At 67.6% G+C, this 23,670-nt stretch carries 19 protein-coding genes; 9 read left to right on the top strand and 10 right to left on the bottom strand.

The annotated features are described in order from the left end of the window. Positions 1-19 precede the first annotated feature (19 nt). The 9 genes from QM732_RS17700 to QM732_RS17660 all read left to right on the top strand — a co-directional run bounded on the left by QM732_RS17700 (position 20) and on the right by QM732_RS17660 (position 14,607). A complete protein-coding gene (locus QM732_RS17700; protein ID WP_415657416.1) occupies positions 20-5,812 on the top strand; it encodes an Hpt domain-containing protein in 5,793 nt (1,930 codons plus the stop codon). Between the two features lie 7 nt (positions 5,813-5,819). Next, positions 5,820-6,857: a GGDEF domain-containing protein gene (locus QM732_RS17695; protein WP_415657415.1), complete on the top strand. Its 1,038-nt coding sequence runs from the start codon at positions 5,820-5,822 to the stop codon at positions 6,855-6,857. Positions 6,858-7,070: 213 nt separating this feature from the next. Further along, entirely contained in the window at positions 7,071-8,468 is a 1,398-nt protein-coding gene (locus QM732_RS17690; protein ID WP_415657414.1) for a CHASE3 domain-containing protein, read from the top strand. After that, on the top strand, positions 8,465-9,100 hold the full coding sequence (locus tag QM732_RS17685; RefSeq protein WP_415657413.1) for a response regulator: 636 nt from the start codon (positions 8,465-8,467) through the stop codon (positions 9,098-9,100). The genes QM732_RS17690 and QM732_RS17685 overlap by 4 nt, the downstream gene beginning before the upstream one ends. A 129-nt stretch (positions 9,101-9,229) precedes the next feature. Beyond that, positions 9,230-10,069, top strand: coding sequence for a response regulator (locus QM732_RS17680; RefSeq protein ID WP_415657412.1), 840 nt, complete (start codon positions 9,230-9,232; stop codon positions 10,067-10,069). Between the two features lie 423 nt (positions 10,070-10,492). Continuing rightward, positions 10,493-11,002, top strand: coding sequence for a spore coat U domain-containing protein (locus tag QM732_RS17675; protein ID WP_415657411.1), 510 nt, complete (start codon positions 10,493-10,495; stop codon positions 11,000-11,002). Between the two features lie 12 nt (positions 11,003-11,014). Beyond that, entirely contained in the window at positions 11,015-11,767 is a 753-nt protein-coding gene (locus tag QM732_RS17670; protein ID WP_415657410.1) for a molecular chaperone, read from the top strand. A 22-nt stretch (positions 11,768-11,789) separates the two neighbouring features. Beyond that, positions 11,790-14,099, top strand: a complete 2,310-nt coding sequence (locus QM732_RS17665) for a fimbria/pilus outer membrane usher protein (protein ID WP_415657409.1) — start codon at positions 11,790-11,792, stop codon at positions 14,097-14,099. 4 nt (positions 14,100-14,103) lie between these two features. Beyond that, entirely contained in the window at positions 14,104-14,607 is a 504-nt protein-coding gene (locus tag QM732_RS17660) for a spore coat U domain-containing protein (protein WP_415657408.1), read from the top strand. A gap of 30 nt (positions 14,608-14,637) precedes the next feature. On the opposite strand, the gene QM732_RS17655 is transcribed toward QM732_RS17660, so the two are convergent. From QM732_RS17655 to dctP, 10 genes are read right to left on the bottom strand one after another with little or no spacing between them, the layout of a single operon-like run. After that, positions 14,638-15,549, bottom strand: coding sequence for an acyltransferase domain-containing protein (locus QM732_RS17655; protein WP_415657407.1), 912 nt, complete (start codon positions 15,547-15,549; stop codon positions 14,638-14,640). After that, positions 15,546-16,394, bottom strand: coding sequence for a triphosphoribosyl-dephospho-CoA synthase MdcB (mdcB, locus tag QM732_RS17650; RefSeq protein WP_415657406.1), 849 nt, complete (start codon positions 16,392-16,394; stop codon positions 15,546-15,548). Before mdcB ends, QM732_RS17655 begins: the two co-directional genes overlap by 4 nt. Next, on the bottom strand, positions 16,391-17,044 hold the full coding sequence (gene mdcG / locus QM732_RS17645; protein WP_415657405.1) for a malonate decarboxylase holo-[acyl-carrier-protein] synthase: 654 nt from the start codon (positions 17,042-17,044) through the stop codon (positions 16,391-16,393). The genes mdcB and mdcG overlap by 4 nt, the downstream gene beginning before the upstream one ends. Positions 17,045-17,048: 4 nt before the next feature. Next, positions 17,049-17,750: a biotin-independent malonate decarboxylase subunit gamma gene (locus QM732_RS17640; protein ID WP_415657404.1), complete on the bottom strand. Its 702-nt coding sequence runs from the start codon at positions 17,748-17,750 to the stop codon at positions 17,049-17,051. Continuing rightward, positions 17,750-18,610: a biotin-independent malonate decarboxylase subunit beta gene (locus QM732_RS17635; protein WP_415657403.1), complete on the bottom strand. Its 861-nt coding sequence runs from the start codon at positions 18,608-18,610 to the stop codon at positions 17,750-17,752. The genes QM732_RS17640 and QM732_RS17635 overlap by 1 nt, the downstream gene beginning before the upstream one ends. Further along, on the bottom strand, positions 18,607-18,924 hold the full coding sequence (mdcC, locus tag QM732_RS17630) for a malonate decarboxylase acyl carrier protein (RefSeq protein ID WP_415657402.1): 318 nt from the start codon (positions 18,922-18,924) through the stop codon (positions 18,607-18,609). The genes QM732_RS17635 and mdcC overlap by 4 nt, the downstream gene beginning before the upstream one ends. Positions 18,925-18,934: 10 nt before the next feature. After that, positions 18,935-20,614, bottom strand: a complete 1,680-nt coding sequence (gene mdcA, locus QM732_RS17625) for a malonate decarboxylase subunit alpha (RefSeq protein WP_415657401.1) — start codon at positions 20,612-20,614, stop codon at positions 18,935-18,937. 10 nt (positions 20,615-20,624) lie between these two features. After that, entirely contained in the window at positions 20,625-21,986 is a 1,362-nt protein-coding gene (locus QM732_RS17620) for a TRAP transporter large permease (RefSeq protein WP_415657400.1), read from the bottom strand. After that, the gene (locus tag QM732_RS17615) at positions 21,983-22,558 is read right to left on the bottom strand and encodes a TRAP transporter small permease (RefSeq protein WP_415657399.1); all 576 of its coding nucleotides are present in this window, start codon (positions 22,556-22,558) and stop codon (positions 21,983-21,985) included. Before QM732_RS17615 ends, QM732_RS17620 begins: the two co-directional genes overlap by 4 nt. 6 nt (positions 22,559-22,564) lie before the next feature. Next, positions 22,565-23,584, bottom strand: coding sequence for a TRAP transporter substrate-binding protein DctP (dctP, locus tag QM732_RS17610; protein ID WP_415657398.1), 1,020 nt, complete (start codon positions 23,582-23,584; stop codon positions 22,565-22,567). Between the last annotated feature and the right edge of the window lie 86 nt (positions 23,585-23,670).

Below are 23,670 nucleotides of genomic sequence, written 5' to 3'. Positions count from 1 at the left end.
CGAGCAGAAAGCCCATCGCATGGACAGCTCCCTGCGCGACTCCGAACTCCCGGCCGACCTCAGCCCGCTGGCCTGGGTGCAGGAGGAACTGCGCCGCTCCCTGGAGTCGGTACACAAAACCCTGCGTCGCCTCGTGCGCGACGGCAGCGACAGTCGTCTTGCCGCACTCGGCGCCGATGCCCAGCCCAGCCCGCCGCTGCAGCAGGCGGCGGCGCAACTGCATCAGGTCAGCGGCGTGCTGTCCCTGGTCGGCCTGCCGGCCGGTGCGGCCGTGCTGCGCGCTGCAGAGACCGCCGTTGCCCGGCTGGCCGAGCGGCCACTGGAGGTTGAGGCCAGCACGGTCGACGCCATCGAACGCGCCGACTTCGCGCTGCTTGCCTATGTCGCCCGGCTGCTGGCCGGGAACAAGACCTCGTCGCTAGCCCTCTACCCGGGCTATCGCGCCCTGCAGCAGATCAACGGCGCAGAGCGCGTCCACCCGGCCGACCTTTGGCAGTTCGACTGGGCCTGGCGCAGCATCCCACAGGAAGCTGGCGTGTCGCCGCGCTCGCCCGAGGCCGTGCGCGCGCCCTTCGAGGCTGCGCTGCTGCGTCACATGCGTGAGCCCAGTTCCGCGCATGCGGCCAATCTGTCCAGCCTGTGTGCCGGCCTTGCCGCCGCGTTGCCGGCGGGCACCTCGCGCACGCTTTGGCAGCTTGCCGCCGCCGTCTTCGAGGGCCAGGCATTGAAGCTGCTGGGTAGCGATGCCTACACCAAGCGCCTGGGGTCCAAACTGCTTCACGAACTGCGAGTCATCGGCCAGGGCGACCAGGCTGACTCTGCGCGTGACCGGCTAGCCCAGGACCTGCTGTTCTTCTGCGCCCAATGCCGCATCACCCAAGGCGCGGGGCCGCGTCTGACCGCCGTCCATGAAGCCTATCGCCTGAGCGACGAGCAGGCTGGCGACTACGAAGACGCCAGCCTTGGCCGTATCGACCCAGCCTGGGTCGCGCAGGCCAAGCGCCGAGTGCTGGCGGCCAAGGAGAGCTGGTCCAGCGCCGCTGAGGGCGATCAACATCGGCTGAGCAGCCTGGACGAGCAGTTCGCCGCACTGGCGGACTCCCTGACCCGCCTCTTCCCCAGTGGCGAAGTGCTGGCCCAGACGCTGCAACGCGCAGTCGTCGCAACGCTGCGCTCGCGCACCACGCCGCCGCCAGCGTTGGCGATGGAAGTCGCCACCAGCCTGCTGTACGTGGAAGCTGCGCTGGAAGATGCCGCCTTCGACCAGCCCGAGCAGGCTGACCGCGTGCGCCGTCTGGCTCGCCGCGTCGAGGCCGTCGCCCATGGGCAGGCGGCCGAGCCGCTTGAGGACTGGATGGAGGACCTGTATCGCCGGGTCTCCGACCGGCAGACCCTGGGCAGCGTCGTCCACGAGCTGCGTGCCAGCCTGTCGGAGATCGAGCGCCAGTGCGACGAGTACTTCCGCAGTCCCACCCAGCGTGAGTTGCTGATCCCCGTACCCGGCCAACTGCAAGCCATGCGTGGCGTGCTCAGCGTGCTGGGCCTGGATCAGGCTGCCCATGCCACCGTGCGCATGCGCGACGAGATCGACGGCCTGGCCAATACCGAGGTCGACTTCAACCGTCCCGGCGCGCGCGACGTCTTCGAGCGTCTGGCCAACAACCTCGGCGCTCTTGGTTTCCTCATCGACATGCTTAGTGTCCAGCCCCAACTGGCAAAGCGCATGTTCCAGTTCGACGAGACCACCGGCCGGCTGGATGCCGTCATGGGCCGCCGAGAAGGGGCCGTGGAGCTGCCCGATTTCGAAGCCAGTGGCTTCCACGTCGATCTGGATGCCGAGACGCCGGCTCACCCCGCGTCCGCCATGGACGCGACGCAACCCCTGCATGTCGACTTCGGCAGCTTGGACCTGCCGGACCTCAGCCTGCCCGATGTCGACCTGTCGGAGCCCGCGCCTGCGGCGGCGCCCGCGGTCGAGGCACCCGCGCCGGCCCCCAGCGTCGCTGATGACCCGGAGATGCGCGAGATCTTCCTGGAGGAGGCCGACGAAGTCATCGCCAACGCACGTGCCGCGCTTGCAGAGCTGCACCAGCAGCCGAGCGACCACGGCCAGCTCACCATCGTGCGTCGTGCCTTCCATACGCTCAAGGGCAGTGCCCGCATGGTGGGCCTGAACGACTTCGGCGAAGGGGCCTGGGCCTGTGAACAGCTCTACAACGCCCGCCTCGCCGAGGCCAGCCCGCAGGCCGATGCGGCCCTGATCGGCTTCACAACCGAGGCGCTGGACTATTTCGCCCACTGGCGCCAGCAGATCGCCGGTACTGAGCCTGGCCACAGCCTGCCGGACCCGCTGCGACGCAGCGCCGATTCCCTGCGCTTGCAGGGCCAGCCCATGCCGCTTGGCTGGCCTGCCGAGGCCCCAGTGACGGAGGCTGTCGAGCCCGCGCCCGAGCCAGTCGAGGTGATGGAGGCTCCGCTGCCCGAGCCCGACTTCGTGCTCGAGCTGGACGTGCCTGGCACCGAGGCCAGCCTTCCTGTGCCTGAGGTCACGCTGGACCTCGATACGGTGGAGCCGTTTGCCGACGAACCCACCCTGGACCTTTCCGCCCCGACCCACGCGCCGACCGAACCGCTGCCGTTGCCCACGCAGCCACAGGAAGAGCAGACGCTGGCCAATTTCCGCGTCATTCTTGATCTGGACGATCCCGAACCAGTGGCGCTGCCGGATCATCCGCCAGCCGAGATCCCGCCCAGGCCCGAGGAAGTGACGCTGGCGCTGCCCCGGCTGGTGGTCGACAACGAGGCCGCGGCGATTGAAGTGGAGCCTGAGCCGGCCGACCCGGACGAGGGCTTCAAGGTGATCGGCCCGCTGCGCATCAGCATCGCCCTCTTCAACATCTTCCTGAACGAGGCCGACGAGCTGTCGCGCAAGCTTTCCGTCGGCCTGGCCGAATGGGCGGCCGAGCTGGCCCAGCCGGTGCCGCCCAGTTGCGAGGCCCTGGCTCATGCGTTGGCCGGCAATGCGGCAACGGTTGGCTACGAGGACCTGTCCGCGCTTGCCCGGGAGCTTGAGCACACCCTGGGCCGTGCGCAGCGCGCCGTGCGCTACGAGGAGGTCGATGCCGAACTCTTCGTGCGCGCCGCCGACGACATCCGTCGCCTGTTGCACCAGTTCGCGGCCGGGTTCCTGAAGCCCAATGATCCGGAGGTCATCACTCGCCTGCACGCCTACGAGCCGCAGGAGGAGTCGCTTACCGCCGCCGCCGAATTGGACGGATTGCCCGTCGAGGCCGTCGTCGAGATGCCGATGGCCGAGGCCATCGAAATTCCCGAGGTCGTCGAGGCCGCGCCCGAGCCGGTGCTGGCCGTGGAGCCCGAGCCCGAGCCCGGTCTGCTACCGCCTGCCGAGCCCGAGCCCGAGCCCGGTCTGCCCGACAACATTGAGCCCGAGCTCTATCCGATCTTTGAGGAAGAGGGGCGTGACCTGCTGCAGCAGCTGCACGGCGCGCTGCGCGACTGGCTGGCCCATCCGGGCGAGTTGGGTCGCTCTGACGCCTGCATGCGCGCGCTGCACACTTTCAAGGGCGGTGCCCGCCTCGCAGGCGCCATGCGGCTGGGCGAGCAGGCCCACCACCTGGAGTCGGCCATCGAGGCCTTGCTTCGGGGCGGCAATGCCGACCACGCTCAGGTCCAGGCGTTGCAGCACGAGGGCGACGCGCTGGAGCATGCCTTCGAGGAGCTGGGCCGCAGCCTCTCGGTTGCTGCCGCGGCGCCGCCAGCGCCCACCCCGCTCGCGCCACCGCTGCCTGCTCCGGTTGCCCGGCCCGTGGTGGCGGTCGAAGCGCCGCCGGCCCAGCCCGCCACGACCGACAGGCCTGCCGAGCAGGCTCGCGAGATCGACTGGGGCCGCTTTGCCGACAGCGCTGAGATTGCCCCTGGCAGCGACAACCTGGCCATCGGCTTGGCCCAAGTGCGCGTACGCGGCAGTCTGCTGGAGCGTATGGCCACACAGGCCGGCGAGGTCAGCATCCGCCGCGCGCGCATGGAGTCCGAGCTGGCCCAGATGAAGGGCGCGCTGCTGGACCTGGATGACAACCTGGAGCGTCTGCGCGCACAGCTGCGCGAGCTGGAACTGCAGGCCGAGGCCCAGATGCACATCCAGCAGGAGATGGCCCAACAGGGGGGGCGCGAGTTCGACCCGCTGGAGTTCGACCGCTACACGCGCTTCCAGGAACTGACGCGCATGCTGGCCGAGTCGGTCGGCGACGTGGCTACGCTGCAGCGTGCGCTGGGCCGCAACGTGCAGACCGGAGAAGACGAGCTGGCCGCCCAGTCGCGGCTGACGCGCGAGCTGCAGGATGATTTGCTGCGTACCCGGCTGGTCGAGTTCGACTCCATCGGCGAGCGCATGCACCGTGTCGTTCGCCAGGCTGCTCGCGAGAGCGGCAAGCAGGTCAGGTTGGAGATCGTTGGCGGCCAGACCGAGCTGGACCGCTCGGTGCTTGAACGTACCGCGGGTGCCTTCGAGCATCTGCTGCGTAACAGCGTGGCTCACGGCATCGAGACGCCCGAGGTTCGCGCGGCAGCCGGCAAGGATCCTGTAGGCACGCTGCGCATCGAGGTCGGCCAGCATGGCAACGAAGTCCTGCTGAACTTCTCCGACGACGGCGCCGGCCTCAACCTGTCCCGCATCCGCGAGCGCGGCCTGCAGCTGGGCCTCATCACCTCCAACGCGGAGCCCGACGACGCCCAGCTCCAGCGCATGATCTTCGCGCCGGGCTTCTCCACGGCCAGCCAGGTCACGGAGCTGAGCGGGCGCGGCATCGGTATGGATGTCGTGCGCGCGGAGGTCGGCACGCTGGGCGGCAGCATCGAGACGACGTCTACGGCCGGGCAGGGCACCAGTTTCCTGCTGCGCTTGCCGCTGACGACGGCGCTGACGCAGATCGTGCTGCTCAAGAGTGCGGACCAGGTCGTGGCTGTGCCAGCGGCCCTGATGGCCTCCGTGCAACGTGTGTCAGTCGAGGTGGTCGAGCAGGCCTACGCCACCGGCAAGCTGCAACATGGCGGAATCGAGATGCCCTTCTACTGGCTGGGTGGCCTGCTCGGCCATGCCGGCCGCGGCCATGTCCATGGCCGTCATGCCCACATCGTGCTCGTGCATAGCGCCCAGGCTTCGCTGGCCTTGCATGTGGACGAGGTCGTCGGCAATCAGGAAGTCGTCGTCAAGAACCTCGGCGCGCAGCTCAATCGCGTGCCGGGTCTGGCGGGCATCAGCCTGCTGGCGTCGGGCGACGTGGCACTGATTTACAACGTCGTGGCGCTGGCCGACTGGTACGGCGTCGAGGCCAGAGCACGCCTGGTCGCAGCCCATGCGCTGGTGCAGTCGTCGGCCCCGCTGCCGACGGAGCCGGTGGCGGAAGCGGAGCAGGCGCCGCTGGTGCTGGTTGTCGACGATTCGCTGACTGTGCGCCGCGTGACCCAGCGCTTCCTGGAGCGCGTCGGCCTGCGCGTCGTGCTGGCCAAGGACGGCCTGGACGCGATGGAAAAGCTGGCCGGCGACGAGCTGCCCGCAGTGGTGCTGTCCGACATCGAGATGCCCCGCATGGACGGTTTCGACCTGGTGCGCAACATGCGTGCCGACTCGCGGCTGGCCGGTCTGCCGGTCATCATGATCACATCGCGCATCGCGCAAAAGCACCGCGACTACGCCGCCCAACTCGGCGTGGACCACTATCTCGGCAAACCCTATGACGAGGACCATCTCCTCGGCCTGATCCAGCAGTACACCCAGCGAACCATGGCGGCCTGAGCATCCCATGTCCCAGGTTGTCGATCACCTCGCCGAGTTGACCGGGTTCCGTGACCGCGACGTCATGGACGTCACACTGGTCATGGCCTTGCGCGACCTTCTGGAGCCGGAGTCGGTAGCCATCTACCGCTGCGTCGGTGAGCCTGGTGAGGAGCGCTGGCTGACCCGTGCCCACCTGCGTGCAGGTGACGCCGTGGCATCGGCCGACCCGCTGTGGGCCAAGCCCACGGCGTTGCCGCTGGCCACTGCGCATCCGCTGCGCCTGGAGGCCATGCGCAGCCGCGCCGTCACCCAGGTGGCGCAGGGCGGGCAGTGGCTCTACCTGTTCCCAATCGCGACCGAGCGTGATGTCATCGGAGTCATCGAGATCCTCTCCACGCGCCGCCTGGGCACGGGTGCGCAGCGCATGGTCAGCAGCGTGCTGCGGATTTATCACAACTTCCAGGGCCTGCTCGACTACTCCGAGCGGGACACGCTGACGGGGCTGCTGAACCGCAAGACCTTCGATGAGAGCTTTCTGAAGGTTCTGTCGGACATCCCGTCCCGGCACGAGGTCAGACACGAGGCCGAGGACCGCCGCCACGAGACGGCCACGCCGCATTACGTACTGGGCGTCATAGACATCGATCACTTCAAGTCAGTCAACGACCGGTTCGGCCACCTGATCGGCGACGAGGTGCTGCTGCTGCTGTCTCGACTGATGCGCGGCTCCTTCCGTTTCCACGACCTGCTCTACCGCTTCGGCGGCGAGGAGTTTGTCGTGCTGATTCGCTGTGACGAGGAGATTCACGCCGGCGAGGCCTTCGAGCGGCTGCGCGTGAACACCGAGCGCTACGTGTTTCCGCAGGTCGGCCGCATCACGGTCAGCATCGGCTTCACCGAGGTGCGCGCCGGCGACGCGCCGGCTGCAGCGTTCGAACGCGCCGACAAGGCCGTCTATCACGCCAAGGCTCACGGCCGGAATCAGGTGCACAACTACGCGGCCCTGGTCGCCAGCGGCGTCATCCAGGAAGCTGCACAGCTCAGCGACGTCGAGCTGTTCTGATCTGGCCCTAACGGGATGGTCAGCTGCCGTGGAGGGTGGCTTGATTTTTTCTCCAGGGGGCCATAGCCTAACGACGTTACCCGGAATGGGTGCTAGAGATGCCCACGGGTGGCCCAGTATGGGTAGGCGTGGGCTCCGTTTGCCATGATCGCGAGGCGCCGGTGCGGGCGCCATCGGCAGGCCCACAGGTTGTGGTATTGCTGCAAGGCAAGCATGCGCTATTCCTGGCTTCCGTCCAGCCTGTTGGTGGCGGCCTTCGTGGCATTCGTCGGTACTGCCGTGGGCGCCTCGCAGAGCCTGGGAACGCTGGTGCAGCGAGACACCGAACGAAGTTTGGCGCTTCGGGTGCAGACTGATCTCCAGCGGCTGCTCACCTTGCTGGTCGACGTTGAGACCGGCCAGCGCGGCTTCATCATCACCGGCCAGCAGTCTTTCCTGCGCCCGTACAACGACGCGCTGGCCGAACTGGGCAAGCTGCGCGTCGGCCTCCGCCAAAGCCTTGCGGTGACCGGTGCCAGTCTGGCCGCGCTGCAGCGGCTGGACGCCCTCATCGACCGTCGCTTGGCGCAGACCAAGGCCACCATCGAGCGGCGCCTGGTAGCAGGGTATGACATGACTCGAGACCTGAGCGCCTATGTCGAAGGCAAGCGCGTAATGGACGAGTTGCGCGCCGAGATCAAGGGGCTGGCGAGTGAGCAGCAAGATCGTGTCTCCGCGGCCGATGCGGTCACCCAGCAGGTTCAAGATCGCACGACGCGGTTGATGTTGTTGTTGCCCGGCGTGGGCCTCGCTACGCTGGCACTGGCACTGGCGTTGATGCTGCGTGAGCGGCGCCTGCGCGATCGTGCAGAGTCGGCGCTGCGCAATGTCAACTCCGGCCTGGAGCGAAAGGTGGCGCAGCGTACCGAGGCGTTGAGTCGTGCGCTGGTGCGTATCCGTAGCTTTGCCTCTGAGCTGGACCGGGGCGTCGAGGTCGAGCGGCGCCGTCTCGCGCGTGAGGTGCACGATCAGGTCGGCCAGGCGGGGACTGCCATCAAGATGCTGGTGATCTCGCTGCGCGCCAAGCTCGCGCCGCATGGGGAGCCGCTGCTGGATGAGCTGCAGGGTATGGCAGATGAATCCATACGTGCCGCCCGCAACATCTCCGCCGCGTTGCGGCCTCCGTTGCTGGATGAGCTGGGCTTGGAGGCTGCGCTGGGTCATTACCTGCAGAAGCTGCAGCGCCAGTCGGGCCTGACGACGACCCTGGAGCTGTCCGGCGTGGAAGCCCTCGCGTCCTGCCAGGCCAACCCATTGTTCCGCATCGTGCAGGAGGCTTGTACCAACGTGTTGCGGCACGCCGCCGCGACGGTGTTGCGCGTGGGCGGCCATCGGCGTGTGCGGGACGGGCGTGAGGGCTTTGAGCTTGAAGTGGTCGACAACGGCCGAGGACCTGGCGACACGCGCGCCGATGCCTCCGGTCTGCGGGGCATGCGCGAGCGCGCCGCACTGGCCGGCGGCACATTCGACTTCGGCCCGGACCCGGGGGGGGGCACGCGCGTGAGCGTCTGGCTGCCGCTGGAAGCTCCGACGCCCGAGGTCGCCGAGGATGAGAGGGAGGCTTGGCTATGAGAGTGCTCATCGTCGACGACCACCCACTGATGCGCATGGGCATCGTCCAGCTTGTACGCCAGGAGTGGCCCCACGCGGAGATCGATGAGGTATCGAGCATCGCGGCGGCGCTGGACTGTGCCAAGCTGGGGCGGCCTGACCTCATCACGCTGGACCTGTCCTTGCCCGACGCCCAGGGCACTGAGGGTGCCAACCGCCTGCTGCGGGCGCTGCCCGGCGTGCCGCTGCTTGTGCTGAGCCTCAACGCCGAGGCCGCCTATGCGGCACGGCTGATGCAGATGGGCGCCAGTGGCTACTTGCCCAAGGACCGCGCGGCGGACGAGCTGCGCGTGGCGCTGCGCCGGCTGTCTGAGGGTGGACGTTATGTCACCTCGTCGATGGCCGACCACTTGCTCGCCCTACTTAGTGGCAAGGCCCCCGATGCACTGCCGCACGAGCAGCTTTCGGCCCAGGAACACCGTGTCATGCTGCTCATCGCCGCGGGCCGCACGCCGGCGCAGATTGCACAAGCCATGCACCTGTCGGTCAAGACGGTGGGCAGCTACCGTGCGCGCATCTTGGAGAAGGCCGGCTGGGCCAACAACACAGAGCTGACGAAGTACTGCGTCCAGCATGGCTTGACGGGCCTGTGACGGAGGTGATCACTACCGCCGGGCCGCCCGTGTAGGCAAATCACCTACGCGAGGTCGGGGGAAAGCCGCCCTCGGGCTCGCGGCATCGCCCCCTGCCGCCCGGGACGTGCCGCGACGAGGATGGTGGCCATGAACATATTCCTCGTCGAAGACTCCACTTCCATCCGCCGCCTGCTGGTGCGCCGACTGGAAGCCATGCCTGGGATGCGCGTCGTCGGCGAGGCTGCCGGGCAGCAGCAGGCCTTCGGCCTGATCCGCTGGACCTCACCCGACGTCGTGCTGATGGATCTGTCCCTGGCCAGCGGATCCGGCCTAAGCCTGGTTCGTGAACTGCGGCAGTCGGGTTACGCCGGCCGCATTGCCGTGCTGACCTGCGAGGACTACGACGCCTACCGCCGTGCCTGCCTGGACGCTGGCGCCGACGCCTTCTACGACAAAGCCAGCGGGCTGGAGACTCTGTTCGGCGACCTGCTCGAGTTGCTGCCCGAGGCTGATGCCGCGGAGGAAGAGAAGCCCGTCGCCGTGCTGCGGGACGGCCTGACCGGCCTGTACGGTGCCTCTGCCCTGTGCGAACGCCTGGGAGAGGCTGCCCGCGCTGCCACGTATGACGGTGTCGACCTGGCGGTCTACGTGCTGCGCCTGGCCGGTCTGGCGGAGCTGCCGGCCGACATCTCCGACGCGCTGGCCCTGCAGGTCGCCGACCGACTGCGGGAAGCCAGCGGCGAGGCCGACATCGTGGCCCGCAGCGCCACCGACCAGTTCGCCTTCGTGCTGGCTCACCTGGACCAGGCCGGGCAGGCGGCTGCCCATGCCCAGCACCTGGGTGCGCTGATGACCAGGCCCTTCCACACCGCCGGCCGGGAGTACACGCTTGCACTTGCTCTCGGCATGGCGGTCTTTCCTGCAGACGCGGTGTCTCCGCGCGGCCTGCTGACGCTCGCCGAAGCCACAGCCTTTGGCGCCTTGTGAATCCCGGCAAGGGGCCGCAGCCTGGCCAGAGGCGCCCGCGCGTACGAGCCGGTGAGATTCCGCGTCGGCGCGAGAGCACCTCGAGCGGCGACAGCCCGCAGCCCAACGTTGTGCCGCGGCATTAGGCGAGGAGTCCCCGCGGGGGGATCGTCGCCGACGGTTGACGGCCGCGCCGCCCGCGCAGATGCTCGCAGTTGGCCGTATAGGGTCGTCGCGCCGCCAACTACGCCACGGATTCCACGGTGTGTAGGCAATCGCCCTACGCGAGCTCACGGAAATCGCGCTGCCGTGATACCGGCATCGCCCGCTGCTGCAAAAACGGTGCTGATTCGAAGATCACGTTCGTCGAGAAACGGCTGGGGCGCTCAACAAGTTACGCCGGTCCTCTCGCAAGTGCTTCCCATCAACCCCGGAGACCTGTCGATGACCATCCTGAAGCTTCGCAAGCCGCTGCCCTTCCTGATCGCTCTGCTGCTGCCAGCACTGGCCAGCGCCGGCACGGCCAGCAACACCTTCCAGGTTCAGGCCACCGTTACCACCTCCTGCACGGTGTCCGGCACAACGCTGAACTTCGGCGCCAGCATCGACCCTCTGGCCGCCGTCACGCCGTTGGACGCCACATCCACGTTGACCGTCGTGTGCACGAACACCACGCCGTACACCATCGCGCTGAACGCCGGCGTGAACGCTGGCGGCGCATCCAACTTCAGCACCCGCAAGATGAAGAGCGGCAGCAACACGCTGGGCTACCAGCTCTACACCGATACGGGTCGTTCCACCGTCTGGGGCGACGGCACTGCCAGCAGCAGCACCTCGGCGGGCACCGGCACGGGCAGCGCCCAGACGCTGACCATCTACGGCCGCCTGCCCTCACTTGCCAACGTCGTCCCGGGGAGCTACACCGACACCGTCACAGTCACAGTCAGCTACTGAAGGAGGTTAGTGATGATGCGTCCTGCACGATTGCTGCGGCAGCTGGCCCTCTGGGCACTTCCCCTGCTGTCCTGGTTGTGGACGACGGCGCATGCCGCCGACGTGACGCTGACTCCCGTCAACGTCAAGCTCGATCGTGCCAATGACCGCGCCACCGTGCAGGTCATGAACAACGGCCAGGAGCCCGTGCTGATGCAGGCCGAGGCCATCGCCTGGCTGCGGGTCGGCGGGCTGGACGTGGACGGCCCCACGACGGACCTCATCGTCAACCCGCCCGTCTTCACTGTGCAGCCGGGCCAGACACAGGTGCTGCGGCTGGGCCTGCGTCGCCCGCAGGAGCGGGCGGAAGAGGGCACCTACCGCATCGTGCTGCGAGAGGTGCCGATGCCGCGCCCGTCGGACGACATGAACGTGGCGGGTAGTGTGCGCGTGCTCGTGGCGCTGCGCGTGCCCGTCTACGTGGCGCCGGCACAGGTCAAGCGCGGTGAGCAGTGGAAGCTGACCCGCGCCGCCAATGGCGAGCTGCTGGCCCAGGTGGCCAACACCGGCAACGTCCACCTCAAGGTGGCCGAGCTCAGCCTGCAGGGGGAGAGTGGCCAGGCGCTGGCCAAGGTGACGCAGCAAGGCAGCAACTCGGTCATCTTCCCCGGCGAACAGCGCACTTTCCGCCTACCGGCTGCCGCGCAGGCCACGCAGTTGCAGGTGCGGACCGACGACGGCGTGCAGAGGGTGGCGCTGAATGACGCTGCCGGGGCCAAGCCCTGACATTCGCCGGAGCCTGGCGGCTTTGGCCGCACTGCTGATCGCCGCCACGGCTACCGCGCAGACACCACGCCCCGATTCCCTCGTGAACTGGGGCGAAACCCTGCTGCTGGCGCTGAAGGTCAATGGCGTGCCGCAGGAGGGCATGCTTCGCGCCGTGCGCCTCAGCGAGGGTCTGGCCATTCCGCAGTCCAACTGGGACGAGATGCATCTGCGCCTGCCCACCGGTGGCGCGCCGCGCGTCATCGACGGCGAGACCCATGTGCTGCTGGCCACAGCTGGCCCACTGCGCTGGCGCATCGACGAAGCCAGCCAGACGTTGGAGCTGGACGCGCCAGCGTCCGCCTTCGTCGGCCAGAGTCTGGACTTGGCCGCCAGCAAGCCGCGCGTGACACAGCCCTCGGTCTGGGCGCCCTTCGTCAACTATGACGCGCAATGGCAGAACAGCTCGCGCAGTCGCAGCGCGGCCGATGCGCTTTGGGAGGCAGGCCTGTTCGGCCCACGGGGCGACTTCAGCAGCAGCGGGCTGCTGCGCAGCGCGGGTCGCGGCGTGCGGCTGGACACGCGCTGGCAGCTCGATGACCCCGTCCGCCTGACCCGTCTGCGCGTGGGTGACAACATCAGCCAGGCTGGCGCCTGGGGCCGCGCGCTGCGCTATGGCGGCGTGCAGTGGGGCACGGACTTTTCCCTGCAGCCTGGCTTCCTCAGCTTTCCGCTGCCGGCGTTGCGTGGCGAGGCGGCGCTGCCTTCCACGCTGGACGTCTACGTCAACAACGGTCAGCGCCTGCAGAGCCGTCTGCAGGCAGGCCCTTTCGACCTGAGCGAGCTGCCCGTCGTCACCGGCCAGGGCGAGATCCGCACCGTCGTGCGGGATCTGCTTGGCCGCGAGCAGGTCGTCGTGACCCCGTACTACGTGAGTCCCGCGCTGCTCAAGCCCGGCTTGACCGCCATGGGCGTTGACATCGGCGTCGAGCGCAGGGACTACGGATCGGCCAGCAACCAATACGGCGGCTTGCTGGCTGGTGTGACGCAGAGGCGGGGCATCACGGAGCGCTTCACGCGCGAACTGCGCCTGGAGGCCAGCGGCGGACGCCAAGCCGCGGGCGCCACCGGCTGGCTGCTGTGGCCCAGCCTCGGCACGGCCATGGCTTCGGCCGTGGCCAGCCGTTCCGACGAGCGTGGCACGGGCTGGATGCTGTCCGCCGGCATGGATCGCCAGGCGCGCGACTGGAGTGGCAGCGTGCTGCTGCGCCACGCCAGTCCACGCTTCATCCAGGTCGGCCAGACGGACGCCAATGCCGCGCGCACTGTGCTGACAGCCGCCGTTGGCACATCCTGGGCGGGGCATTCCTTCGGCATGAGCTTCGCGCGGCAGCGCGGCGGCAGTATCGAAAGCAGGATCGCCCAGCTCAACTACAGCCGCGACTTTGGTGGCCTGGGCTACATCGGCCTCATTGTCTTTCGCGACCTCGCTCCTGGCGGGGGCGGCAGCAGCATTGGCCTGACCTGGTCGCGCGCGCTGGACGCCCGCCATGGCACCAGTGTCGGCGTACAGCGCCAGCCCAGCGCCAGCGCCAGCGCCAGCGGTGGCCACGAAACCGTCCTGCAGGCGCAGTTGCAGCGCAACCCGGCCTTCGGCACTGGTCTGGGCTACCAGCTGATGGCCGAGAGCAGCCGTCGCCAGCTTGCCCAGGCACAGTGGCAGGGTGAGCACGCCATCTTCAGCGGTGGCGTCGCGCGGCGTGGCAGCGACGTCGAGGCCCGCGCTGGCGTCTCGGGCGGGCTGGCGTGGCTGGACGGCAGCTTGTTCGCAGGGCGACGCATCGAGGGCGGCATTGCCGTCGTCGACGTCGGCGGCTATGAGGGCGTGCGCGTGCTGCAGGACAACCAGCTCGTCGCCCGGACCGACGCACGCGGCCGCGCCTTCGTCAGCGGTCTGCGCGGCTATCAGTCCAACCGTGTCGGCATCGACGCATCCGACCTGCCCATGGACGCCGAGCTGCAGGCACTGGAGATCAGGCTCACGCCGGCGGCCCGCAGCGCCGCACGCATCGAATTCCCGGTGCAGCGAGGCCGCTCAGCCACGTTGACGCTCATCGATATGACCGGTCTTCCGCTTCCACCTGGAGCGCTGCTGCAGCCTGCGGGCCAGTCGCGTCAATTCCCCGTCGGACTCAACGGCCGCGCCTACGTGGCCGCACTGGCCCCGGGCCGCAACATCGTCCAGGTCCGTTGGCGGGGCGAGGGTGACGGCCAGTGCCAGTTCGAACTCGTGCTGCCGCCCACGCGCGACAGCGATGATCTGCCCGACCTGGGCACGCTCTTCTGCCGGTGACGCCATGACAAGACTCCTGACCCGCTCCCTGTTCGCGCTGCTGGCGCTGCTCGCCTTGGCAGGCCAGGCGCGGGCGCTGTGCTTGCCGGCGGTGTGCACCTGTACGGTCGGAACAACCAACGTTGCCTTCGGAACCTACAACCCGCTCGCATTTGGCAACACTGATACCACCGGCACCATCAAGATCGACTGCGGAGGCGTGGTGGGCCTGCTCATCCCCTTCAATATCGCCATCAGCACGGGCAGCAGCGGCAGCTATGCCAACCGGCTGATGAAGAGCGGTGGCAACCTGCTGACCTACAACCTCTATACCGACGCTTCTTACACCACCGTCTGGGGCGATGGCAGCGGCGCGACCCAACTCATCAACGCCGGGGTCACGCTGGACCTGCTGGGCCTGGCTCCGACGCAGAACTTCTATGTCTATGGCCGCATCCCCGGTCGCCAGCTCAGTACCGTGCCGGGCGTCTATGCCGATACCATCAGTGTCACGCTGACCTACTACTGAGCGCCCGACGGTTGCCAACATTCGGCACGATCAACCAAGCTGTGCCAGCGTCCAGCGCACCACGCCGACCATGGTGTCGAACTCGTCGACCGAACGCACAGGAATGCTGGGATGTCGCTCGCGCCACATCGACGCCAGCGCGGTGCCGGGGCCGACTTCCAGCACACACTTCACCCGTCGTTCGGCGATGACATCCATACAGTCGTCCCAGCGGATGGTGCAGGCGATTTGTCCAGCAAGGGCCGCGGCCAGCTTCGTCGGCCGGCGGTCTGCGGAGGCACTGAAGTTGCATACAACAGCAGTACGGGCCGGTTGTAGGTCGACCGCCGTGAGCCTTTGTGCAAACGCTGCCGCTGCGCTGGCCATGAACGGCGTGTGTGATGCCACCGCGATGGGTAGGTGCGTGCAGCGCAGACCGGCGGCGCTCCATTGCGCCGAACAAGCGTTCAGCGCAGCCACCAGGCCGCCGACGATGACCCGCTCCTGGTTGATGCGGATCGCGACCGATAGTGCCTGTGAGGTCTCGGCTACCAGTTGTGCGTGAGGCCCCTGCACGGCGAGCAGGCCGGTGTCCTGTCCGGCGACGCTATCGCTCATCAGCCGGGCCCGTGCGCTGGCTAGTTCGAGGGCGGTGGGCAGGTCGAACACGTCGGCCGCAGCGAAGGCGGCGAGTTCGCCGACGCTGTAGCCGGCAATGACGGCGGGGGGCGGCAGGTGAGGCGCCAGTGCCCGCCAGGCTGCGATGCCAAGACCCGTGAGCAGTACTTGCGCCACTGGGTTCGCATGCAGCCAGGTTGGGTCGTGGAAGCGATGCTGCCAGCCGCTGCCAAGAGCGCCGGCCATAGCGTCGAGCGCAGGATGGGCATCGGGCTGCGCCGTCAGCCAGCGCAGCATCTGCGGGTGCTGGGCACCCTGGCCTGGGAACAGCAGTGCCAGGCTCATCCGGCTAGGCGAGCCAGCCAACAGGTGGCCGCCAATGTGTCGGCCGCGCCGCCGGGCGACAAGCGGCGGCGGACAAACTCGTCCGCGATGGCTCGGGCGACTGCTTGGCCTTGAGGCGCAGCCGCGCCACCTGCAGCCAGGAAGCCGCGCGCCGCGCGCTGGGCGAAGCGCAGCCCTTCAAGGCCTCCGCGGTGAGCGAGGTTGCTGTCATCCAGCACGGCCATCACCGCGAACAGCGTGTCTAACTGCGCGCATGGCATTGACAGGCCGCGGGCGCGTGCCATGTGCAGCGCCGGCACGGCGGTCTCGAAAAGCGTCGGGAAGCCCATCGCCGCCTCTGTTGATGCGCTTCGCAGACCCAGCCGCCGTGCCGCGATCCCGCCCGGCAGTGTCGATGGCTGCTTTGCCCGTGCTGCGAGGGCGTCACCCCAGCGCTGCACCAGCGTGTCGCGCAGTGCCTGAGGTGTCAGCCGGCGATCCTCTGCCGCCAGCGCGCCAGCCGATGCGCATAGCAGGCCGATCATGAAGATTGCGCCGCGGTGCGTGTTGATGCCGCCGGTGGCGGTCAGCATGTGCGCCTCAGCGGCGATGCCGCAACGCTCCAGCGCCTCGAACTGTGCCCCAGCAGCGCCCAGTCCGGCAATGCGGACGAAATAGCCACGCAGCGCGAGAAGGCTGCGCATGAAGGTGTGCGCGTCCATGTCGACGTGGCTGCCGCAGTCAGTCAGCGTGACGAGGCCGGGCTTGGGAGACAACGCGAGCTCGTCGTAGAGCGCAAGCGTCGCTGCGCGGCCAATCTCCTGCACTGACGGGGCCGCAGCGGCCAGCTGTGGGTGTGCGCTCATGCCGGCACCTCCATTGACGTCGGCATCGACGCGCCGCGCAGCCTCTTGACGAGTAGCGCCTGCGTGCGACCGTCGCGCCAGGCCAGCCACTCGCGCCAGGCCACCGCCGCATCGCCGTCGAAGACCAATTCGCCATCCAGGCGGCAGGGAGAGTTGAACGCATTCAGTGCGGCGGCAACGGCATCGGCTTGAGCCGTGCCGCTGATGCTGACCCACACGTCCAGATCAGAACCATCCCGAACGTGAGAGAGCCCAGTCAGGTGCTGCCAGCCATGGCTGCCGTAGACGCGTGCCGTGACGCCGCAGGCCTTTAGGGCCGCTGCGAGCCGGCGGGCCGGCGTGCGCGCCCTGTGGGGGAGCTGAGTGATGAGCTTGTCCAGGCATGGGAACTCGTCGAAGAACAGCACCTCGGTCCGCGCCACGCGAAGCGCAAGGCGGCGATGCCGCCACCGGGCAGGCGCGCACAAGCCCATGGCGATGTAGCCGCTGTCGTTGGACTGCTCGGGCTGCCGCGTGACAACGACCGGCAGGCCGCGTCCTGCCCAATAGCCCAGGCATTCGCGCGCCTCGGAATCCCAGTCACCTGCCCGCAGGCGGTGCCAGCCGGCGGCTGACAGCCGGGCGATCTGGTGACGGTGCATGGAGGTCATCAGCTCAGGCGGCGTCGAGCACAAGCTGCACGACGCTGGCGGCCAGGCGCCGGCCGCCGCGGGCGGCACCGTCTTCGGCCCGGCGGTCCTGTGTTGGTGCATCGGCCAGCGCCTCGCGCAGAGCCTGCGACATGTCGCCCTGCCAGAGCCGGCGTACGCCGCCCATCGAGACGTAGTTGCCCACGCCGGGCGCGAACACCGGGTTGGACTCGGAAAGCTCGGCCAACAGCGACTCGGGCAGCTTGGTGACGCGGGCCATCGCGGGCAGTCGCATGACGCGGATCTCCGCCTCTGGCAGAGCGTCACAGGCATCGGCGATGAGGCCGGATGTGATGAAGCCGCCGGACAGCGCCTGGTCGTAGACCAGCCCGATGACGCGGTGGCCGCTGCGCCTCGCGAAATCGATGGCCATGCCGAGGTGGGCCATTGCACGATTGATGCCTAGCAACTCGTCACGGCGGCGCAGCTGCTGCCCCTGCGTGTCGATCAGCAGCAGGATGGCACGGCCGGGATGGTGGGTGACGACGTCTAGCACCGCGCGCGCCTGGGCAAGGGCCAACTGCACGCCGATGGCGGCGTGGGCTGTCGTTCCGATGATGACGAGCGGCGCTCCGTCGAACGTCACGGTACCGTGCAGGAAGTCGCCGTCGCGGCTGATGCCGTGGTTGACACCGAAGAGCCGCTCGGCCAGCGAGATCCAGTCCATCAGTGCACTCCCAGGCCGCGCACGGCAGCAGCGTCCAGCTCCGGTACGCGGGCGGCTTCCACCACGCCCAGCGAGGCCCACAGCGGGATGGCGTCGGCTCCGGCGTAGCCCAGCCGGGTGGCCAGCAGCGCGTGTTCGGCTTCGAGCGACGCTAGGGTTACCGGCCGCGTCGTGTCCAGCGCTGCCAACGCCGCGGCGCGGAACTCGGCCACGTCATCTTCGACCAGGGCGTCGCAGTCGCCGCACAGCCAGCGGTGCTTGCCTCCGGTGGTGCGCCACACCAGTGCGCGGTCGCGGGAGTCGAATTCCTCGACACCGTGGGAGGCCTCGATGACCTCGGGGCCGGACATGGCCAGGCGGCCGATGTCGCTCATGACGACCTGATCGGCGCAGCGCGCGACGATGCCCATGCCGCCGAAGCAGCCGTTGGCACCACCGATCAGTACGATGACGGGAATGCCGGCCGCGCGCGCGTCAAGCAGCGCACGCATCACCTCGGACACGGCTATCAACCCGGCGTTGGCCTCGTGCAGCCGCACTCCGCCGGACTCGACCAACAGCAGTACGGCCTTCGGTCTATCGCGCAGTGCGCGCTTGAACAGGCCTACGAGCTTGGCGCCGTGCACTTCACCGACGCCGCCGCCCATGAACTCACCCTCCTGGGCGGCGACAAAGACCTCATGGCCGCCCAGCGTTGCGCGGCCGACAGCCACGCCGTCGTCGAAAGCCGCAGGCAGGCCCAACTGCGCGAGGTGAGGGCTGGTGAATCGTTGCGCGGGCGGCAGCCATTCATGGAAGCTCCCGGTGTCGACGAGCTGGGTCAGTCGCTCGCGGGCCGAGCATTCGGCAAAGGAGATCATGGTTGCAGCTCCTGCGCGGCTTGGTCGAGCCGAAGGCTGACGACTGCGGGCGTGGCGCCCATGTCATGGATGGACAGCTGCACGCCGGCCAGTTGGTGGCGGTTGTGGAAGTCGCGCACGACAGCGGCCCAGATCGGGGCGAAGCCGCGTGCCGAGGTCTCGATGTGGACGCGGCAGTCGCTGCCGGGCGCGGGTTCCAGCAGCACTTCAAGGTTGCCAGATCCGACGACGCCGACCAGTACGGGCGCAAATGCGCCAGCGGGGCGTGTGCCGGCCAGCGCGTAGTCCAGGGTTTCGATAGCGGGTTGATTCATGCTCGGCCTCTCACCAGTTGCGGAACCGCCTGGGTGGGCTGTAGAGGTTGTGCGAGGCGCGAACGAGATCGCGCATGCTGCGGGCGGCCAACAGGTTGCGCGTGGCTTCACGCGGGTTGATGCCAAGGTCGGCCGGTCGGCGGATGACGCCGCGGTCGCGCAGGTCCTCCACCACGCGCGTGTCTCGTGCCAGTCCCACGGCTGTATAGCCGGCCACGCCGCGGATGGCCTGCTCGCGCTCCTCATCGCTCCGACACAGCAACAGGTTGGCGATACCCTCCTCGGTCAGGATGTGGGTCACGTCGTCGCCGTAGATCATGATGGGCGGCAGGTCCATACCGGCCTGCTGCTGCAGCGTCCAGGCGTCCAGACGCTCGACGAAGGCTGGCTGCATGTGCTCGCGGAAGGTCTCCACCATCTGCACGACGAGCTTCTGGCCCCGTGGCGTACCGCTGGCACCGCTGCGGCCGGCGCGCGCCTCGGCGCCAGCCTTTAGCCAGGCGGGGCTGGCGTGCCGCCGACCACGGGCGTCGGCGCCCATGTTGGGCGCCCCTCCAAAGCCAGTGATGCGGCCGAGCGTCGCGGTGGAGGAGTTGCCATGCAAGTCGATCTGCAGCGTGGAGCCGATGAATAGATCGCAGGCATAGTGACCTGCCGCCTGGCAGAAGGCGCGGTTGCTGCGCAGGCTGCCGTCGGCGCCGGTAAAGAAAACGTCGCTGCGCGCACGGATGTAGTCCTCCATGCCCAGCTCGGAGCCGAAGGAATGGATGGACTCCACCCAGCCGGCCTCGATGGCGGGGATCAGTGCGGGGTGCGGATTCAGCGCCCAGTGCTTGCAGATCTTGCCCTTGAGACCGAGAGACTCGGCGTAGGTCGGTAGCAGCAGTTCGATCGCCGCAGTATCGAAGCCGATGCCGTGGTTGAGACGCTGTACGCCGTACTCGGCATAGATGCCTTTGATAGCCATCATGGCCATCAGAACCTGAATCTCGCTGATCTGCGCCGGGTCGCGCGTGAACAGTGGCTCGATGAGGTTGGGCTTGGGCGCCTGGACGACGAAGTCCACCCAATCGGCCGGAATGTCGATGCGCGGTAGCGATGTGCTCCCTGGCACGATCTCGTTGATCTGGGCGATGACGATGCCACCTGAGAAGGCCGTGGCCTCGACAATGGCAGGCGTGTCCTCGGTGTTGGGCCCGGTGTAGAGGTTGCCTTGCGCATCGGCCGCATGCGCGGCCACCAGCGCGACCTTGGGCGTCAGGTCGACGAAGTAGCGGGCAAAGAGCTCGAGGTAGGTGTGGATGGCACCGATCTCGATGCCACCGCTGCTCACCAACCTGGCCAACCGTCCGCCCTGCGGGCCGGAGAATGAAAAGTCCAGCCGTTTGGCGATGCCGCTGTCGAACACGTCCAGATGCTCGGGCAGCGCCAGCACTGACTGAACCATGTGCAGATCGTGCACGTGCTGTGGGTCCACCTGCGTCAGGGCCTGAGCGAGGAAGTCGGCCTGCTTCTGATTGTTGCCCTCCAGGCAGACGCGATCGCCGGGCTGGAGCACGGCTTCAAGCAGGCACACAGCGGCGTCCGTGTCGACGTGCCGGCCCTGCAGCCGGCCACCGAGAGCCTCGGCGGCGCGTGACAGGCGTTCGCGGCGCTGGCGGTCACGCAGGTTCCAGGCGGGAGCGTTCATCAATGGCTCCTCAGTGAGGCTTGACGACGGCGCCCATGACGGCGTCCGGCAGCAAGGTGGCGATACCTGGGAAGACGCAGATCAGCAGCACTGCCAGCAGCATCAGCACGACGAACGGCAGTACGCCCCAGATGATTTCGCGCAGCTCGATGTCGGGCGCGATGTTCTTGATGACGAAGATGTTCAGCCCCACCGGCGGGTGGATGAGACCTGTCTCCATGACGATGGTCATCAGGATGCCGAACCAGATCAAATCGAAGCCGGCGGCTTTGAGGGGCGGCAAGATGATGGGCGCCGTCATCAGGATGATGCTGACGGGGGGCAGGAAGAACCCCAGCAGGATCACCATCAGGAGCACTGCGGCTAGCAGCACCCACTTGGACAGTGCCATGCCGACTATCCACTCTGCCGCTGCCTGGCTGATGTGCAGATAGCTCATCACGTAGGAGAACAGCAGCGACATGCCGATGATGAACATGAGCATCGTCGACTCCTTCAGCGTCGACGTGAGGATGGGGGCCACATCCCTCGGCCGCCAGACGCCGTAGATCGTGGCAATTAGCAGCAGCGCCAGCAGCGCGCCCAGACCGGCCGTCTCTGACGGTGTCGCGAAGCCGCCGTAGAGTGCCACCATGACACCGATCAGCAACAGTACGAAAGGCACGACGCGCGGCAGCATCTCGAACTTCTGGCGGCTCGTGAAGGACTCCTGGGCCAGCAGCGCTGAGGCGGTGCCGGTGCGCCTGAACTCGGCCTCGGCCAACGCGTGCTCCTTTCGGTAGCGCATGGCGGCGTAGATAGCGAACAGCGCCACCAGCAGCACGCCCGGCACGATGCCAGCCAGGAAGAGCCGGCCGAGTGACTGCTCCGCGGCCACCGCGTACAGGATCATCGTGATGGACGGCGGAAGCAGAATGCCCAGCGTGCCGCCAGCTGCGATGATGCCGGCTGCGAAGCCTGGCGAGTAGCCGCGCTTGCGCATTTCAGGGATGCCGGCGCTGCCGATGGCCGAGCAAGTGGCCGGGCTGGAGCCGGCCATCGCCGCGAACAGAGCGCAGGCGAATACGTTGGCGATGCCCAGGCCACCAGGGATGCGGCCCATCCAGACATGCATGGCGGCGTAGAGGTCCTGCCCCGCGCGGGACTTGCCGATGGCCGCCCCCTTGAGGATGAAGAGTGGAATGGAGAGCAGTGTGATGCTGGCCATCTCCTCGTAGACGTTCTGCGTGACTGTGTCGAGCGCCGACGCAGGCATGAAGATGGCCATGAAAAGTACCGCGACGCTGCCGAGAGCGAACGCGATCGGCGCGCCCGAGAACATGAACAGCAGTGTGACGACGCCGAACAGGGAACCGAGGACGAGCATGCTCATGCAGCTACTCCAGGGGTGTTGTGCTTGAACAGCCCGTTGATGCGGGCAGCGAGTTGGACGAGCAGTTGCAGGCTTAGCAGCGACATGCCCAAGGCCATCAGGCCGTAGGGGATCCAGAGCGGCGGCGCCCAGGAGGACGATGTGGTCTGGCCTTCCATCCAGGCCTCGTGGAACAGCGTCCAGGACTTCCAGGAGAAGAAGGCGCAGAAGGCCGTGCACATCAGGTCTACCAGCGCCATTCGCAGACCATTCAACGAGCGTGGCAGCATGCCGGCGATTGCCTCGATGCCCACGTGGCCGCGCAACGACTGAACGAAGGCGCCGCACAGGAAGGTAGCACCGACGAGGCAGAACACCGCAGCTTCGTCCTGCCAATCAGTGGATGCCTTCATGAGGTATCTTGATACGACGCTGTAGGTCAGTACGCAGGACGCCACGAGCAGGGCCAGCATTCCGAGCACGACCATGGCCCGGTTGACGGTGTGCAGCAGCCGCGCCAGTGGCAGCAGCAGCCGGGGCGTATCGGGGTCAACGCCGGCCACTGCCGGCTTCATTTCGAATCCGTGGCTCATGGCAGTTCAGAGCAGCTTCTGCGCGGCCTTGAGGATGGCCGCGCAAGACTCGTTCTTTTCGCCAAAATCCTTCCACGCGGTATCACGGGCGATGACCTGCCACTTCTTCAGTGTTGGCTCGTCCATGTCGTAGACCTTGGCGCCGGCCTTGGCGTAGATTTCCGCGGCGGTCTGGTCATCGGCTTTGGCAGCGTCGCGGGCATAGATCTCCATCTCGGCGCCGACAGCCATGACGATGTCCTGCTGAGCTTTGGGTAGCTTGTTGAACACCTCCTTGGAGATCATTAACGGTTCGAGCATGAACCAATAGGTGCGTTGGCGCCCAGAGGTCAGATGCTTGGCGATCTCCTCCAACTTGAAGGAGATAAAGCTGGTGGAAGAGGTCATGGCCGCATCCATCGCACCGGTCTGCATTGCGGCGTAGATTTCGTTGGATGGCAGCGTGATGACGGAGGCACCGGCTTGCTTGAGCATCATGTCCATCTCGCGGCTGCCGCCGCGCACCTTCAGGCCCTTGGCATCGGCTGGGGTCACCAGCGGCCGTGCGCGGCTGGCAACGCCGCCGGCCTGCCAGACCCAGCTGACAATGAGTACGCCCTTGTCGTCGAGCACCTTGGACAGTAACTTGCCAACCTCGCCCGTCTTCCAGGCCGCACCCTGCTCGTAGCTGGGCACCAGGGCCGGCATAAGCCCTGCGTTCGTCTCGGCCACCTCGCCGCCGGCATACGACAGCGGCACCAGGCTCATGTCCAGAGCGCCCTTGCGCAGCGCCGAAAACTGCGCGTTGGTCTTCATCAGCGATGAGCCAGGGTAGACGGAGGCTTTCAGCGCGCCACTCGTGCGCCTCTCGACCTCGGCCGCGAACTTGCGGCACAGACGATCGCGGAAGTCGCCTTCCGTCAGCGAGCCTCCTGGAAACTGGTGTGAGATCTTCAGGCCGCCGGCCTGGGCGAAGGCGCCGGTCCAACCAGTAGCCGCGGTTGCGCTGGCCGTGGCGGCGATCCATTGGCGTCGTGTCAGGGTCATGACTTGTCTCCAGAGTTCCGCCTAGGTTGGCGGTATGCGGCGCAGTGTGGGAGCGCCTCCTCCGTGGATCAATCAACCTGGCGTGA

This window comes from Roseateles sp. (genome assembly GCF_047654805.1).
In the GTDB taxonomy this organism is placed as follows: Bacteria; Pseudomonadota; Gammaproteobacteria; order Burkholderiales; family Burkholderiaceae_C; genus Pelomonas.
Note: the sequence above shows the minus strand (reverse complement) of the source record. Positions and strands in the feature narration are given on the sequence as shown.

Excerpts from the sequence above, each read along its gene's own strand:
- QM732_RS17700 (WP_415657416.1), top strand. The coding sequence starts at position 20 with ATGGACAGCTCCCTGCGCGACTCCGAACTCCCGGCCGACCTCAGCCCG.
- QM732_RS17695 (WP_415657415.1), top strand. The coding sequence starts at position 5,820 with ATGTCCCAGGTTGTCGATCACCTCGCCGAGTTGACCGGGTTCCGTGAC.
- QM732_RS17690 (WP_415657414.1), top strand. The coding sequence starts at position 7,071 with ATGCGCTATTCCTGGCTTCCGTCCAGCCTGTTGGTGGCGGCCTTCGTG.
- QM732_RS17685 (WP_415657413.1), top strand. The coding sequence starts at position 8,465 with ATGAGAGTGCTCATCGTCGACGACCACCCACTGATGCGCATGGGCATC.
- QM732_RS17680 (WP_415657412.1), top strand. The coding sequence starts at position 9,230 with ATGAACATATTCCTCGTCGAAGACTCCACTTCCATCCGCCGCCTGCTG.
- QM732_RS17675 (WP_415657411.1), top strand. The coding sequence starts at position 10,493 with ATGACCATCCTGAAGCTTCGCAAGCCGCTGCCCTTCCTGATCGCTCTG.
- QM732_RS17670 (WP_415657410.1), top strand. The coding sequence starts at position 11,015 with ATGATGCGTCCTGCACGATTGCTGCGGCAGCTGGCCCTCTGGGCACTT.
- QM732_RS17660 (WP_415657408.1), top strand. The coding sequence starts at position 14,104 with ATGACAAGACTCCTGACCCGCTCCCTGTTCGCGCTGCTGGCGCTGCTC.
- QM732_RS17655 (WP_415657407.1), bottom strand. The coding sequence starts at position 15,549 with ATGAGCCTGGCACTGCTGTTCCCAGGCCAGGGTGCCCAGCACCCGCAG.
- mdcB (WP_415657406.1), bottom strand. The coding sequence starts at position 16,394 with ATGAGCGCACACCCACAGCTGGCCGCTGCGGCCCCGTCAGTGCAGGAG.
- mdcG (WP_415657405.1), bottom strand. The coding sequence starts at position 17,044 with ATGACCTCCATGCACCGTCACCAGATCGCCCGGCTGTCAGCCGCCGGC.
- QM732_RS17640 (WP_415657404.1), bottom strand. The coding sequence starts at position 17,750 with ATGGACTGGATCTCGCTGGCCGAGCGGCTCTTCGGTGTCAACCACGGC.
- QM732_RS17635 (WP_415657403.1), bottom strand. The coding sequence starts at position 18,610 with ATGATCTCCTTTGCCGAATGCTCGGCCCGCGAGCGACTGACCCAGCTC.
- mdcC (WP_415657402.1), bottom strand. The coding sequence starts at position 18,924 with ATGAATCAACCCGCTATCGAAACCCTGGACTACGCGCTGGCCGGCACA.
- mdcA (WP_415657401.1), bottom strand. The coding sequence starts at position 20,614 with ATGAACGCTCCCGCCTGGAACCTGCGTGACCGCCAGCGCCGCGAACGC.
- QM732_RS17620 (WP_415657400.1), bottom strand. The coding sequence starts at position 21,986 with ATGAGCATGCTCGTCCTCGGTTCCCTGTTCGGCGTCGTCACACTGCTG.
- QM732_RS17615 (WP_415657399.1), bottom strand. The coding sequence starts at position 22,558 with ATGAGCCACGGATTCGAAATGAAGCCGGCAGTGGCCGGCGTTGACCCC.
- dctP (WP_415657398.1), bottom strand. The coding sequence starts at position 23,584 with ATGACCCTGACACGACGCCAATGGATCGCCGCCACGGCCAGCGCAACC.